General features: G+C 62.0%; 17 protein-coding genes and 2 pseudogenes. 4 read left to right on the top strand and 15 right to left on the bottom strand.

Translation table 11 applies throughout. The features are described 5' to 3' along the window. Positions 1 to 77 precede the first annotated feature (77 nt). Complete coding sequence (locus FB600_RS30165; RefSeq protein ID WP_105820091.1) at positions 78 to 530, bottom strand: type II toxin-antitoxin system HicB family antitoxin; 453 nt, start codon at positions 528 to 530, stop codon at positions 78 to 80. 206 nt (positions 531 to 736) lie between these two features. On the opposite strand from FB600_RS30165, the gene FB600_RS30160 reads away from it, so the two are divergent. Together FB600_RS30160 and FB600_RS30155 are read left to right on the top strand one after the other, a co-directional pair. Further along, complete coding sequence (locus tag FB600_RS30160; protein WP_145757766.1) at positions 737 to 973, top strand: hypothetical protein; 237 nt, start codon at positions 737 to 739, stop codon at positions 971 to 973. Positions 974 to 1,084: 111 nt separating this feature from the next. Further along, positions 1,085 to 1,900 (top strand): transglutaminase-like domain-containing protein, encoded by an 816-nt coding sequence (locus FB600_RS30155; protein ID WP_145757767.1) that lies wholly within the window; start codon positions 1,085 to 1,087, stop codon positions 1,898 to 1,900. Positions 1,901 to 2,265: 365 nt separating this feature from the next. Here FB600_RS30155 and FB600_RS30150 read toward each other — a convergent pair whose 3' ends face one another. Together FB600_RS30150 and FB600_RS37900 are read right to left on the bottom strand one after the other, a co-directional pair. Next, complete coding sequence (locus FB600_RS30150; RefSeq protein WP_105820094.1) at positions 2,266 to 2,529, bottom strand: H-NS family nucleoid-associated regulatory protein; 264 nt, start codon at positions 2,527 to 2,529, stop codon at positions 2,266 to 2,268. Between the two features lie 102 nt (positions 2,530 to 2,631). Further along, positions 2,632 to 2,904: a tyrosine-type recombinase/integrase gene (locus tag FB600_RS37900; RefSeq protein ID WP_241163564.1), complete on the bottom strand. Its 273-nt coding sequence runs from the start codon at positions 2,902 to 2,904 to the stop codon at positions 2,632 to 2,634. A gap of 370 nt (positions 2,905 to 3,274) precedes the next feature. Between FB600_RS37900 and FB600_RS30140 the strand changes: the two genes are divergently transcribed. Next, complete coding sequence (locus FB600_RS30140; RefSeq protein ID WP_145757768.1) at positions 3,275 to 5,170, top strand: methyl-accepting chemotaxis protein; 1,896 nt, start codon at positions 3,275 to 3,277, stop codon at positions 5,168 to 5,170. A gap of 386 nt (positions 5,171 to 5,556) precedes the next feature. On the opposite strand, the gene FB600_RS30135 is transcribed toward FB600_RS30140, so the two are convergent. From FB600_RS30135 to FB600_RS30085, 12 genes and pseudogenes are all read right to left on the bottom strand, one after another. After that, positions 5,557 to 6,360, bottom strand: a complete 804-nt coding sequence (locus tag FB600_RS30135) for an NYN domain-containing protein (RefSeq protein ID WP_105820096.1) — start codon at positions 6,358 to 6,360, stop codon at positions 5,557 to 5,559. Positions 6,361 to 6,507: 147 nt separating this feature from the next. Next, positions 6,508 to 6,777, bottom strand: coding sequence for a hypothetical protein (locus FB600_RS30130; RefSeq protein WP_105820097.1), 270 nt, complete (start codon positions 6,775 to 6,777; stop codon positions 6,508 to 6,510). A gap of 161 nt (positions 6,778 to 6,938) precedes the next feature. Next, positions 6,939 to 7,409 (bottom strand): RES family NAD+ phosphorylase, encoded by a 471-nt coding sequence (locus tag FB600_RS30125; RefSeq protein ID WP_145757769.1) that lies wholly within the window; start codon positions 7,407 to 7,409, stop codon positions 6,939 to 6,941. Beyond that, complete coding sequence (locus FB600_RS30120; RefSeq protein WP_036039402.1) at positions 7,406 to 7,834, bottom strand: antitoxin Xre/MbcA/ParS toxin-binding domain-containing protein; 429 nt, start codon at positions 7,832 to 7,834, stop codon at positions 7,406 to 7,408. The genes FB600_RS30125 and FB600_RS30120 overlap by 4 nt, the downstream gene beginning before the upstream one ends. 508 nt (positions 7,835 to 8,342) lie before the next feature. Next, positions 8,343 to 8,663, bottom strand: a complete 321-nt coding sequence (locus FB600_RS30115; RefSeq protein WP_145757770.1) for a hypothetical protein — start codon at positions 8,661 to 8,663, stop codon at positions 8,343 to 8,345. 10 nt (positions 8,664 to 8,673) lie between these two features. After that, the gene (locus FB600_RS30110) at positions 8,674 to 8,931 is read right to left on the bottom strand and encodes a hypothetical protein (protein ID WP_105827188.1); all 258 of its coding nucleotides are present in this window, start codon (positions 8,929 to 8,931) and stop codon (positions 8,674 to 8,676) included. 477 nt (positions 8,932 to 9,408) lie between these two features. Then, positions 9,409 to 9,612 (bottom strand): annotated as a pseudogene (locus tag FB600_RS30105) (DDE-type integrase/transposase/recombinase); the annotation flags it as partial. A gap of 28 nt (positions 9,613 to 9,640) precedes the next feature. Then, entirely contained in the window at positions 9,641 to 9,856 is a 216-nt protein-coding gene (locus tag FB600_RS37365; RefSeq protein ID WP_186110052.1) for a hypothetical protein, read from the bottom strand. Between the two features lie 314 nt (positions 9,857 to 10,170). Continuing rightward, positions 10,171 to 10,653 (bottom strand): RES family NAD+ phosphorylase, encoded by a 483-nt coding sequence (locus tag FB600_RS30100; RefSeq protein WP_145757771.1) that lies wholly within the window; start codon positions 10,651 to 10,653, stop codon positions 10,171 to 10,173. Continuing rightward, entirely contained in the window at positions 10,650 to 11,201 is a 552-nt protein-coding gene (locus FB600_RS37895; protein WP_186110051.1) for an antitoxin Xre-like helix-turn-helix domain-containing protein, read from the bottom strand. Before FB600_RS37895 ends, FB600_RS30100 begins: the two co-directional genes overlap by 4 nt. Before the next feature lie 212 nt (positions 11,202 to 11,413). Next, positions 11,414 to 11,773: a DUF4238 domain-containing protein gene (locus tag FB600_RS30090; protein WP_244124436.1), complete on the bottom strand. Its 360-nt coding sequence runs from the start codon at positions 11,771 to 11,773 to the stop codon at positions 11,414 to 11,416. Positions 11,774 to 12,102: 329 nt separating this feature from the next. Then, a complete protein-coding gene (locus FB600_RS30085) occupies positions 12,103 to 12,360 on the bottom strand; it encodes a hypothetical protein (RefSeq protein WP_145757774.1) in 258 nt (85 codons plus the stop codon). A gap of 1,181 nt (positions 12,361 to 13,541) precedes the next feature. On the opposite strand from FB600_RS30085, the pseudogene FB600_RS37890 reads away from it, so the two are divergent. After that, a pseudogene (locus tag FB600_RS37890) lies at positions 13,542 to 13,657 on the top strand (IS3 family transposase); the annotation flags it as partial. Positions 13,658 to 13,721: the final 64 nt, after the last annotated feature.

The following is a 13,721-nucleotide window of genomic DNA, read 5'->3' as shown; positions in this document are numbered from 1 at the left end:
GAACGGCTGGAACACACCTCGCGCGGTGATGAACCGGTAGTCCGCTTGGGCAACGCGTCATCCGATCGAGCGACACGTCACATGAGCGGCAAGGCAGGCAAGGCGGCCGGTGCCAAGCGATCGGGTCCGACGCCGCGCGCGGGATGGCCGCTGCGTTCGCACATCAAGGACACGGCCACCTCGCGTGTGGTGCCCAGCGCCTTCGCCATTCGATCGATGTCGTACACGACCTGCCTCGGCAGGCATAGCTCGATGCGCAAGCTGGTTGACCGCACCCCGCCGAGGTCGATATCGACGAATCGCCAGATTCCCTTGCCGGTATCGAGCGCCGAGGCCTGCAGGATCACCATGTCGGTGGTGGGAGCAGGAATGAGACGTGCCTGCTTGTCGTAGCAGGTGACGATCGCCCTAGCGGCAAGCGCGTGCAATTCCGCATAGGAGTCGCCTTCTGCCTGCACCTCTGGGAAATCCGGTAGCGCGCCGTGATACCGGTACATACCAAGGCGAGTGATATAAATCGGGTATTCCATGTTTTTCCTGGGGACGGATTCGCTGGACCTCAGGGTGCGGTACAACCCATCTCCAAGTCGGTACGATAGAGCACCATCGTTCGAGCCGGTGTAGCGCGCGAGCCTGCCGGCAAGCCGGTGGTCGCAGCCATGAAGACGCGACTCCGGGCCGGACGAACTATTCCGGGCAGTTCGTGTTAGTCTGCAAGATCCTGAAGGAGACCGTCATGCATCGGGTCATCGCATATCGCGGCTTCGATATTCATGTCGAATTGACCCCAGCCACTTCAGACACTTTTGATGTGACCTTCCAGGTGAAAAGCGGCACGAATCTCGAAGTGCTGGGCGCACGGGGAGGCCGCATCCCTCTGCGCCACGGCCCCTTTACCGAGCGATGGGCTTATCTGGTTGCCGAAATCGCGGGGCAGGCCGCCATCGATGTCTTGTTGGGCCCCGTCGACTGACTTCCCCCTTTCGTTTCCTCGCTCCAACTACTGCTCTGCCGAGCATATCCAAGCGCGCGTCGCTAGGCTGCGAGGAGCGGCGGTCGAGATCGCTCTGGTTAAGGAGGCTTCATGAAACTGCGCGTCGGATATGAACTGTCGTACGAGTGCCCACAGCCCACGCCGATGATGCTGATGCTGATGCTGATGCTGCACACGCATTTCTCACATGCGCGGGATATGGTGGTGGCCGACATACTCATCACCGATCCGCCACTGCCCATCAGCCAGTATCGCGATTCGTTCGGCAATCTGTGCAGCCGCACCGTCGCCCCAATCGGACACGTCAAGTTTCACACAACCGCAATCCTTAACGTGCCCGATGTCATGGAAGCACGACCTGCCAACAGCTGCGGCCATCCGGTCGAGCAACTGCCCCACGATACGCTGATCTTTCTATTGGGAAGCCGGTACTGCGAAACGGACCTCCTGGTCGACACCGCGTGGCAGTTGTTCGGCCATTGCGCGCCCGGGCGCGAGACCGTGCCGGCGATCTGCGATTTCGTGCATCAGCATATCGAATTCGATTACGGGCACGCACGTCCCACCAAGACTGCCTGGGAAGCGTACCGCGAACGCAAGGGTGTCTGCCGGGACTTCGCGCACCTAGGTGTCACGCTGTGTCGTGCCATGAATATTCCCGCGCGCTATTGCACCGGCTATATCAGTGACGTGGGCTTGCCGCCCGCGACGGCGCCGATGGATTTCGCGGGCTGGTTCGAAGCCTACGTGGGAGGCAGTTGGCAGACCTTCGACCCGAGAAACAATGCGCCGCGTATCGGACGCGTCTTGATGGCATACGGCCGCGATGCGGTGGATGTCGCGATCAGCAATGCATTCGGGCCAGCCGTGCTGACCCATTTCAAGGTGCATTGCGATCAGGAATAACCGTAGGAGTTATACGCTATCGACACAGGGAACCGCGACGGCACACGATAGCGGCTCCTTGTGCAACACGCACATGGAAAAGTATACGCGGCAGGTGCTCTGCCTCAGCAGGCACGCGCGTCAAAGGTCGCGCCATGCAGGGGCAAGTCCATGTTGACCGAATGTCGTCCTCACTTCTCCACGGTGCAAGCAAATTTGATCGTCGTCTCCTGTCAGCAAGCTTGCCATCACAATCGAAGCGCGTGCCGGCATTGCGAAACGTGACTCCTCGGCCGGCATCGAGCTTAGCGTGTCGATGAGCTGAAAGCCGCCGCTTGCGACGAAGCGCAATGCGCGATATGCCAGACGATGGCCAGTATTGGCACCTAAAGGTGCCGTGAGACCGAGTTTCGATGGCACGTCGCTGCGCGCCGTTCTTTCGACGATGCCATGCAGCTATACTTGGGGCGGGTCGATCTTTTGGCCGACCGCATCCGTCGTGTGCCGAAGATGTCCCGTTCGGTCATCCCATATTCGGCGACCTTCGCGCGAACCTCGTCCAAGGCCGTCTGAAATTCGGCCTGCCGCGCGGCCTCGACTTCCGCAGCCAAGGCTTCCGCTTGGGCCTTCAGTTCCAGGTATGTCGTCATCTCTCTCCTCACGGGATCATTCATACAGGTGCGTCCGACTCCTCAGGGCGGCTAGACAACCGTGGGATGATGGCTGACTAGGAAGCAGTCAGACTGCGGCCATTATTCCAAGTTTCGTTCGACAGGCCGCGCGTGACACTTCGCACTCTCTTGTCGCCTTCGCTGCGGTTCGGCATTCACGTAGATGGTGGGGGTCTGCAGCGAGCCGTGACCCAGCACCTGCTGCAGCACCTCGATCGCCATGCCGGCCGCGGCCGACTGCGTGTCAAACGTATGACGGAACGCGTGTGGCGAGGTGGCCACCAACTGCCCGCGGGCCGACTCCTCGAGATCCGGCAGTTGCTCGAGCAGGCGTCCGAGCGCCCGCGTTACCATCCGGCGCGCGGCGTGTAGCCGGCCACGCGCGTCGCCTGGCCGGTCTTTGTCACCCCAAACTTGTCCTGATTGGCGAGCGTAGGCGGTATCACAAGCGGCACGCCGTCAGCTGCGGCGCCAGGCGGCCTCGATCCTACCAGTGCTCGCGCAAGGCCTCCAAGGTGTCCTTGGCCAGCCGACATCGCAGCCGGCCGCACTCTTCGAGCCAGGTCACGCTGCACGTCGTGCGCACGAACGCTTCACCCCCACGCGGACTTTGTGAAGTAATTTTTTTTCGTTCAAGCTCCGCGCCTGCGATGACGTTAATCAGTCACCGGAGGCCAGTGTTGCGGCCTCCGATTTCGGACAACCTATCATCGGAAGATAAGTAATGATCGCGTCGCGCTCGATCGGCTTCAAGATTAACCTGGCTTTCGGCACAGCCCTCGTGCTCAGCGTCGCGGCGCTTGCGACGGTGGGCGCGCTCAGCGTACGCCATCAGGCCGTCAGCGAGTTCGAGCAGTCGAGCCGCGCCCGCATCACGCAGGCCGATGAATCGCTAGACGGAACGTTCCGCGAGGTCGAACAGAACCTTACGTATCTGAGCCAGGCCCCCGAGCTGCAATCAGCAGACGAAAGCATCACCAACTACCTGACGCACACCGGCAAGATGACGCCGAACAGCAATGGCGGCGTCGAGCAACGCATCTTCGCGCTGCTCAAGGCGTTCGGCGATTCGCATCCCACCATGCGCTATCTCGACATCGGCACGCGCTGGGGCGGCTACGTGCAATGGCCGATGGAAACCATGAACGGCGACCACTACGACCCGCGCGTGCGCCCGTGGTACACGGCCGCGATGGATGCCGGCGGCGATCACGTGGTGCGCCCCGCGCCGTATCTGAGCGCGGCCGGCTCTGGGGGCGCGATCATCCCCTTCGCGAAAGTCGTGAAGAACGCGGGCGGTGACGTACTCGGCGTACTCGAGGGCGACGTGTCACTCGAGGGCTTCGCCAAGCTCACCGACAGCATTCGCTTCGGCGACACCGGCTATCTGATCGTGACCGACAACAACGGCCGCGTACTTATCGACCCGCGCGACAAGAGCCACGAGTTCAAGGACTTAAAATCGCTCGGTGACGGCTACGCGCAGCTCGCGGCGGCTGCCGACGGTCACACGCCGGTCTCGCTCGACTCCACCGCGTACCAAGCCTTCGCCTACACGTCGCCGAAGAACAACTGGCGCTACTACGCGCTCGAGCCGCAATCGGAGATGATGGCCGCCGCCAACGCGCTCACGCTGCGGTTGCTCGGCACCGGCGCGCTGGTGATCGTGCTGGCGCTGGCCGCGATCGTGGCGCTGAGCCGCCGCATCGTGGTGCCGCTGCGTAGCCTCGCGGGCTCGATGAACGAGATCGCCGCAGGTGACGGTGATCTCACACGGCGCCTGCCGGTAGTCAGCCAAGACGAGGTGGGCCTGCTCGCGGGTCGCTTCAATGCGTTCGTCGAGAAGCTGCACGGCGTGCTCGTGACGGTGTCGTCGAATATCACGCAGCTCGAAACCGCGTCGCGCGAAGTGTCGGCCGGCAACAGTGACCTGTCCGCGCGTACCGAGCAGCAGGCCGCGTCGATCGAGCAAACCGCCGCCGCGATGGAGCAGTTGGCCAGCACCGTGCGCGAGGCAGCCGAGCGCGCGAAGAACGCCAATCAGATCGCCTCGGGCGCGGTGGACACGGCACGGCGCGGCGACGCCGCCGTGACCGACGCGGCCAAGACGATGGAGGCGGCCGTCAGCGAATCGGAACGCATCATCGGCATCGTCGGCATCATCGAGGGCATCGCATTCCAGACCAACATCCTCGCACTGAACGCGGCCGTGGAATCGGCGCGCGCCGGAGAGAGCGGCCGCGGCTTCGCGGTGGTGGCCTCCGAAGTGCGCAACCTCGCGCAGCGCTCCACAAGCGCGGCCAAGGAGATCAAGGCACTGCTCGAGGCCTCGGTGGACAACGTGCGCTCGGGCGCGAGCCAGATCGGGCTGGCCGGCAAGACGATCGCCGAACTGAACCACGCGGTGGGCAACGTCGCGCAAATCACCACCGAGATCGCGGCCTCCGCCCACGAGCAGAGCCGTGCGATCGAAGAGGTGAATCAGGCGGTCGCGTCGATGGATCAGACCACTCAGCAGAACGCGGCGCTAGTCCAGCAAATAGCAGCGGCGTCGGAATCGTTGAGCGCGCAGGGCCGCGACCTGCATGCGACGGTGGGGTTCTTCCGGCTCGGGACTTAGAGCCCGTCCACGCTATCGACGCGCCTCGACGATCAAGGCGAAATTGAGTTCGATCTGCCTGATTTCTTCGGATCGTTCCAATTCGGGAGAACGCCCCGCAGCAGGGAGCGTCCCATTCTATCCCTACGAACGAGCTTGGTATCCGTACGCAGCTGCACTCCGATGACGAGCCGGAGAACGGCCTGCCGCCGAGCCGTGTCGACGCGCTCCGCCCTACCCGACCGGACGCAATCCAGGCATTGATCGCAGACAGGTCAGTGTTCATCCCAGCCTGGCACGTCGACACCGGCGCGCGATGAGCTGCGGGACTGCATCACCGGCCGCCGGTTGGTGACGCGGGATCACGCGAGCCGCGACGAGCTGGCGCTTCTTCTGTGTTTACCGAGCTAACTGACCAGCTTAACTCTTCGTGCCTCGAGCATCCCATCTGGTTTCGTGGGAGCCGAGAGGTCGAACTCGAATACGAGTTGCCGCGAAGGCAGTTTCGCGATCACCATCGTGTCATCTAGCGCGGCGGACCGGAAGAAAACTCCCTTCGTTTCACTCGCCGTGACGATCGAAGAACGTGGCATCTCCGCCCAGAAGTTGAGAAAGCCCCGCCCCTCTTGATGATCGAAGCGATTGCACGTACCGCGCACGCGGCTGCCGATGCTGCCCCAACGCGCACGCGGGTCAGGTGCCACCTCGGTAGGCAGCAGCCCCGGCACCAAATACCCGTTGATGTATTGATCGGCAGCGTCGCGTAGCTCGCGCGCGACATTGGCGAAACCGAGGACTTCCACGCGACAGCCCCTGCTCTGCAGCGCGCGCACAACCTGCACGAAGTCACCATCTCCGGTCACCAACATCACCGTGTCGAGCCGTTCGGATTCCATCAATACGTCCACGGCCATATCCAGATCGGCGTTCGACTTCGACACTTCGTTGCCTTCATCGTCGATGAAGTGCTTGACATACTTAACGCTGACGCGGAAGCCTTGGTCGCGCAGTGCGGATTGGTAGCCCAGAGCCTTAGCGTTGTATTCAGGAGAGCGCTCGGCACGCTGCTGATCGAAAGCGAGGTAGACGTTCAGGCGTTGAGCGAAACCATCGGCTCGGCAGGCCAGCTCTCGCAGCGCTTCATAGCGCAGACCATGGCCGCCGTTCATGCCAACGTTGCTGGCATCTACATACACTCCAATACGTCTCATACTTTTCCTATCTTGTCTTCCACCTCAGCCCGTCGGCGTTTTCCGCTACACCACCGCGACGCCACGGCACCCGCTCACGACGACACGTGCATATTGGTCTGCAGATCATATTCCTTGCGCCTCGAGTGACTCTGTTCCGACCTGGTTTCAGGTCAACATGGCTTGCGCAACACCATGTGCCCACTTTGCGGCATAGTCGGTATGGCCGATTGCGTGTCGCTCAGCACGTTCAACGTCGGCGATCGACGGGGCGCGCAGCCGTAACATCTGCGCCTGGGCGATGGCCTCTTTCCATACCACGGCACGCTCCGCAGCCAGCCATTCTTCGACTGTTCGGGTCTTTCGCTTGGCCGCCTCGCGCAGCAGCGCATCGTGAATGCTGCGTGCCGGCTCCCGGATTGGTCTGAAAACACTCATGGTTTTTCGCTTCCTGTTTGACTTGATGTCATGCCGCGGACGTTACGTCCGCACCGATTCATTCATGGGAGGCATGCACTGCGCAACCGCAACTCGGAGATATAACCAAGTAGCTCGAGGCAACGGGGCGAGATGGTCGAAGCTCACGCCGCGATCTCATTTTAGGCCCGTCCCGTCGGAGACACGAAAAGACGTTCGTCCCAGATAACGGGTTGCGGTTCGCTTATCGTGATCCGCCCAATCTCGGGATGCTGCGGATTCACGAGCACATTAAACTCGGCGCGCGCAACAACCGACGGCACGACCAAGACCGCGCTGCGCTGGCTGCTAAGCCAGGCGTGACCGAACGTGCGCGCCACATCGAGAGCGGCCCCGTCCCAGCCGGCAGGCAGACTCTCGAACGTATGGCGCTCTATCTTGAGATCCGCGGGCACCTCGGCTTCGACCCAGACATGGGTGCGCGGTACCTTGCCGATCCGCGCATGCACCAACACCTCAAGCATGGCGCCGGCGAAGGTGGACGCGGCATAAATGACCGGCTGCCCGGGGCTGTTAAAGCGTCCCCCGACCAGCATCGCGCCGGTCCCGCTCCACACGGGATGCCGTCGATCGGCAATGCGATACAGCTTCACGCCGGCAGCCCATAGAACAATTGCCAAAGCAGTTCCTCGACCCGTCGTGCACCCAGTTCCGTCAAGGCGACATCGAGCGGCGCCCTGCCCTCAAGGAGCGCATGCGGTGCGGCCAGAAACGCACGCGCGTCCTCTGCATCGTCCCAGACATAGACGGCCGTGGCGACCACGCGCGCGAGGCGCTCGGCTTTCTCGGACTCGTCAGGCGTGAGGCGATCGCGCCGGCGCTTGTAGGTCGCCTCCGGAATGATGCGAGCGAGCAGCGAGCGACGCGCGTCGGCCCCCCCGACTGCATGCTCGACCCCGGCGCGCAAAGCGGACTTGGGCAGACCGTCGCGCACGCGCGCCTCCAGTTCGGCCAAGGTATGCGGTACGGGCGAGAGCGCCATCACGGCGGCTATCGCCTCAGGGGAGACCAGTTGCATGGTCGGCTCCGTCGGTATCAAGTGATACCAATATATAGCCCAAATGATACCAAATATCAAGTCAGCGGATCGGCAATCCGCCGGCTCGCCTGACGACCCGCGCGGCCTGCCCCGTAACATCGTGCGCCGTCAATACGTGGATGGATCGAATGGTCCCGGCACACGTTGATGCGCCCACATCTCCGTCCCACATAGTCTGGGTTGCGGCATCGCATCGTGCCCGTAGCAGTGCGGCCAAGGAGCTGCGGCAAGCGGACACGGCATGACACGGTCCCGCATGCGTCGCAGCGGCGCGCGGAGCTCGAGCGACACGAATGGGCCGTGGTCGCGCCTGGCAGTCGCTCACGACTGCAGTCCGAACACCACTGGCGGGTATCGGCATAGCACGGGCGCAGACACCACGCGCCGTCAGTTTAGTATCACGAGTGCATGGCGGCGGCGAATCGCGCCACGGCCGGCAACGCGCGCGGCGTCGGGGTGAGCAGGATACCGTTCGGGTCGATTGGACTCACGGTGTTCGCCCATTGCGTCGAAGCCATCGCTGACGGCGATCATCTGGCGAATCGGGGCGCACGGTCAGCGTGCCGGGCCAAGCGCGCAGCGCTACGCGCAGGTCAGCCTCGAGATCCACTGATGGCCCACCGCGAGCTAGCTCGACCAGATGGAAGTCGCTGAACCGCTGCAACCCGACGCGGGCCAACCGCCAAGTGTGGTCGTCGTAGACGTCCACCAGAAAGGTGGTCAAGCTGATCCCCCGAATCGACACGCGCCAAGTCTGGATGACGGGGCGCGCCGCGGCCGAGTCCACACCGGAGAGCCGTCGTTCCATGCCGGGGTCCTCAGTGGCACGCGGCCGGGCGGACGAAATCGGCATCGGGGCTGAGCGCGTAGGGCATCGGGTCGCCCTCGAATAGCACGCAGCCCTCATACCCCGCTTCGCGCAACACACGCGTCGCTTGTCGGACACTCGCTAGGCTCAAGTCATCGAGCCGGCCCGGCTCACCGGCGGACGCGTCGGGCGATGGCCCCGCGTCGATGGCGACCAGCGGCAGTACGGTGCCGGCGCCGACTTGACGGGCGAAAATGCGGTGCTGCATCGTGCGCTCCTTGCGGCAGGTAGGGCGTGGCGATCGATAGGGAAGTCGCAATCGGCCAAGCATGAGCGCAGCGGGCAGGCCCCGGCCAAGTATGAGGGAAACGTACCGATCTGGCCGAGACAATGCCACCTGCGATAAGCCGTCTTATCTAAATACGTCGATCGCCTGGATAAACTAGCCGATCGGCTAATGCATCGCTTCGCGTACTGCATTGTTTTACGCAAATGTGTTTGCGATGCTCTAACCGAGCACGGGCCTGCTCGAGGCAGGCTGTCACACCGCGCAGGCGTGGCGTGCTGAGCGACTGTGACTACAGAGCCCGATTGGACCACCCCCGACGACTGCCTGAACCGCCCCGGCTTTCGAGGAAGCCGGTTGGTTTAAGTTAGCGCGGGCGCTTCAGCAGTATTTCTGAGTTGCCTTTAGTAGTTTGCCTCAGCCTCGGCTGGAGGGATATAGCCCAGCGGCTCCATCAGCCGATCCCCTGACGGAATGATGGATCAGCGTCCCGTCGCCGCCCGGTTGGCGGGCGTACAGCGTCTGTTCAAGTGCATCGAGTACGAAGTCGGCGAGCATGGCACGACTCACTCGCCTGCCAACGATGCACCGTGCAAACACGTCGATGACGAACGCTACGTACAGCCAGCCCCGCCACGTCGATACGTAGGTGAAGTCGGAAAGGTGTTGCGATGCTGATCGATGAAGGCTTTCAGGACTTGATACGGTGGTCGAGTTCCGCCTGGGCGAAAAACGCGCTGGCCAGCTTGAGAATCTCGTTGGTCCTGACATCTCGCAGAACGATGTCGCGGCGATTGTAGTTAACAGCGTTGCATGTCCGAGACCACCAATCGGCAAGCCGAATTTGCTCTTCGCGCAGTTCCAGATTGGTAGTGAGCTTGCCGTCAACCACATGGCTGGTTAGCAAAGCCAGAGCCTCGGTACGCTTACGTTGCCTAGTAGTGCTCTCTTCATGATGCAACTCGCATAAGCCGCGAGATAGGGTTCCTCGGAGCAGCCGTGTTTGCTACATACAAACTTATTCTTTCGAGCCATAGTCTGTCGACAAGTAGATGAAAAATGGTTGCCGTGCGCTCCAACGGACTGGAGCGCACGGCATGCCTCACTTCTCTACAGCCTCGGCCACACCAGTGAGGCTTCTTAATGTGATCGTTGGCCTCCTGACTCCTGCCACAAACTTGCGCAGTTCTCTCGCTCAACGGCCAATGCTCTCCGTCTTCGCTATGCCTTCAGGCGCGGGTCGTAGCTCCATCGCCTGACTTTAGTGGCGGTGATCTTCGCCGCGTCAACATGCAGCGGATTGATGAGCACGTTCATCTCTTCGGGAATGATCGCCGACGGCACCACGAAGAGCGCAGCCGCGCCCCCTTTCACCCAATCGCTACCGGCTTTGATACTGACCATACCAGCCGGCTCCACGTCCCAGCCAACGTTTCCGGTGGCGCTCGGATCGAACGACGACGCTGCTTCCCACACGTCATGTGGCACATCTAAACGAACCAGGATTCGGTTCAGCGGCAGACCACCGCTGACCATGTGCACGAGGGTCTCGAGACAAGCGAGCGACCGACTTGTCGACGTATAGACCACCGAAGCGCCCTTCTCATTCCAACGTCCGCCGGTAGCCTTCGCCCCTGCCCCCGACATGTCTTCCGCTGGATACGCGGCGGTCACGGTTGCGATTCGCCAGAGCTGAATCGTCATGCATACGCCCCGCTTTGCATCTGGGACAGCAACGTGCTCACGATCTCCTGCCCCTCGCGCGTGTCGAGATAAGTCGACGGTGCAACTCCTCCGAGCGCCGGGTTCGGCTGAGAAAGCCATTCTTCAAGCCAGGTCGCTGGATCGAAGTCACCGTTCCAATCGGGATCACCCGACTCGTCAATGATGGTCTGCACGAGACCGATCAGCTTCGACATACCGAGCACCAGTTCCCCTTGATCAATACTCAGAGTGTCTCCGGCCTGCGCCTTTCGACTGACCGTCGACTTCGGCAAACCAAGGCGTTTCAACATCACGTCCTGGCTGACTCTCATCGCACCCGCAAGGTCAAACACGCGAGTGGCGGCAATCCCGGCCTTGATCACCTGGATGCGATCCACGCCGGAAGACTTGTAGACTTTGCGAAAATCCAGCACATCGAAAAGAGCAGCTGATATCGCTCCGCGGCCGGCCTTCGCCACATGGGCGGCGGCCGGCCGCGCACGTTTGCCCTGGCTGGTCGTTGACGCTTTCCCTACATGGCGAGCCATATGCATCTCCTGTACCATACGAGACATTATTTTATCTCAAACGGTTCACTATGGGTGATCGCTCTGCCCAATATCGTCGATGTGATCGGTTACCGCGAACGTTGACTAGCTGAGCTGATGGTAGCTCCCTATTATTAAGGCCGAGCCGGTCGACGAGCAGCTCGGTTTAGCTCAAGCGATCGGAGGCCAGATCTGGTGCACCGCCAATGCTTTTACGAAGACTCAGTGGTCGCCTCAACTGGGCGCCGGACCAGCCCTCGAGCAGGTCGTCCTGGCGCTCGCGCAGGCGCTGATCGCGGGCGAACTCGCCGGCGAGAATTGCTCCAGATAGAGGGCGAGCAGGTCGCGCTCGCTGTAGCCGTGACCAGGGCCGGCGCCAGCTTAGCTTCGAAGCCCGCATACACGGCTTCGATCGCGTTGGGATCCTCGCCGTCAATGCGGTTGAAGTCGTGCTCGGCCGCGATGTTCGACGGTGTGGTCCAGAACGCCCGACGCTGCGGGGCGTCGACGACATAGAGCCGGGAAGCCTTGCGCCGGTCGTGCGTGAACCCTTTCAAGTAACACTGCGGCACATGGTGTCGCTCATCGCGCTCCCCCGTTCCGTTGACGCCATCGCTCGCGTCGCTCGGCCGCCGAATCTGGCCGCAGAGTCAGTGTGCCAGGCCACGCGGCCAGGGCCATGCGCAGGTCCGCCTCGAGGTCCTCAGATGGCCCCCCCCTTAAGCGAGCTCGACGAGCTCGAAATCACCCAGGCGCTGCAGGCCGATGCGCGTGAGGCGCCAGGTGTGGTCGTCGTAGACCTCGACCAAGAAAGTCGTCAATCCAATGTCCCCAATAGACACGCGCCAGGCCTGGATGACGGCGCACGACGCGCTCGCGTTTGGCCCTCGTTTGACTTGGCTCATCGCGCTCGCTCCGCTGCTGCCGCGGCCGAACTCTCGTGGGGCGACAGGCCCTCGCTCGACGGGGGTTGCGCGGTCAGCTCGTGACGAAATCGCGACTTGAGCGCTTGGTCCACAAGCGGGTCTCTCTCTGCCTGCATGTACTCCAGCCTGACGAAGTCGATGGCCAGTTCGAAATGCCTCACGTAGTCGGCCACCAGCGCGGACGGGGCAACGCCGATATCCCGCCGGATTCCGTTAGCAAGTTCTGCAGCCATCAGGCGTAGTGCATCGTCTGCTGCGCCTCCACTTCATAGAAGCCAGCATCGCGACGCATGTCCCGCCCCCCCCCGAATTCCATCTTGGCTGACCCCGAACGCGACGGGCAGTTCGCGGACTTCGGCCACCAACTGAATCGGCAGATCCGTCCAGACAAGTTCGGGCTCGAATTCGAACTCCAAGCGCATCTGATCCACGCACTGCAAGGCGTCGCCCTGTCCGCCACTCATCCCTGCTTCTGCAACTTGGAGGTCCAGGAGATAGGCACTAGCGCGCTGCGCGAAGGCTTCCCAGCCGCGCATAGGCCTGGCGGTCCCGCATGGCGGCCACCTCGCGCAATTGGTCCCGGTGCCGGGCCCTCAACGAGATCCCGTTGTGGACCAGCGCGCCGATGACGGCGCTCGAGGCGACCACGACCCACCAATTCACTGGCTGGACGCCCGCTGCCATGCCTTCCCTCTTCCCATTGACGCCTCGCGGTGACCCAATCCCGGCCGCTTTATAGACGTGGTGTTTGATACGGAAACCGTGGTGCCCCGCACGCTCGGCGGTCGGAGCGGCTCAAGCGAAGAGTGTCGGCACAACCACGGCGACAGGCCCGCCGGGACGGGCCTGGGCGAGGTCCGAAGGAGTATAGGGGAAAACGGTGCCGATCTGACATCGAAAAATGGCACACCTGACAAGCATAGTTATACTAACCTTTATTACCGAATAGCTCGCTAACGAGACAGCAACAGAATCTGATGCCCCGACTGCATTGCTCGTTGCTCTAGAGACGGGAGGCCCTCGCTGTGTTGGTGATCGATATGGTCAAACGGGATCCCGATCAATCATCCCAGGAAGCCTTGATGTCCCACCTTCGTCGACGTGCAAAGTCACTGTTCTTGATAACGCGCTCGTCAGCAATCCTGGACCTTGCAGCCGTTGGACCGCGATGAGCCTATCCTGCTTTGCCCCGCAAATCACAGCCTACCGAGTCGCGTAGTACCTTACCCTCGCGCGCCGAGATACGCGGCTGTCACGACATACCCAGCAACGCTTGAAGTTCGTTAACGGAAAGCCAGACGCCCCGAACTGGCCCGATCGCGCTCGTCTTATCCCGCAGCTCGGCCAGGCCGATGGTTGTCTTCCGCTCCTCCATCGACATATAAGCAGGACGTCGATCACTGACAGCTTACCGCGCATCTACTCAAACAAGACTGCAGCTATTTCGGAAGTGTTCGATTACATCGAGGTGTTTTACAACCCGGTACGTCGCATGGTTCCGCCAGCGCCCTGTCGCCTGTAGAGTTCTAACGGCGTTACGCGCCAAACGGCTCATGAGTGCCTATGAAACTCCGGCTGGTCCAGATACAATTTA

It is taken from the genome of Burkholderia sp. SJZ089 (genome assembly GCF_007828315.1).
GTDB classification, from domain to species: Bacteria; Pseudomonadota; Gammaproteobacteria; order Burkholderiales; family Burkholderiaceae; genus Burkholderia; species Burkholderia gladioli.
The sequence above is the reverse complement of the archived record's forward strand: the minus strand, read 5'-3'. Positions and strand labels throughout refer to the sequence as shown.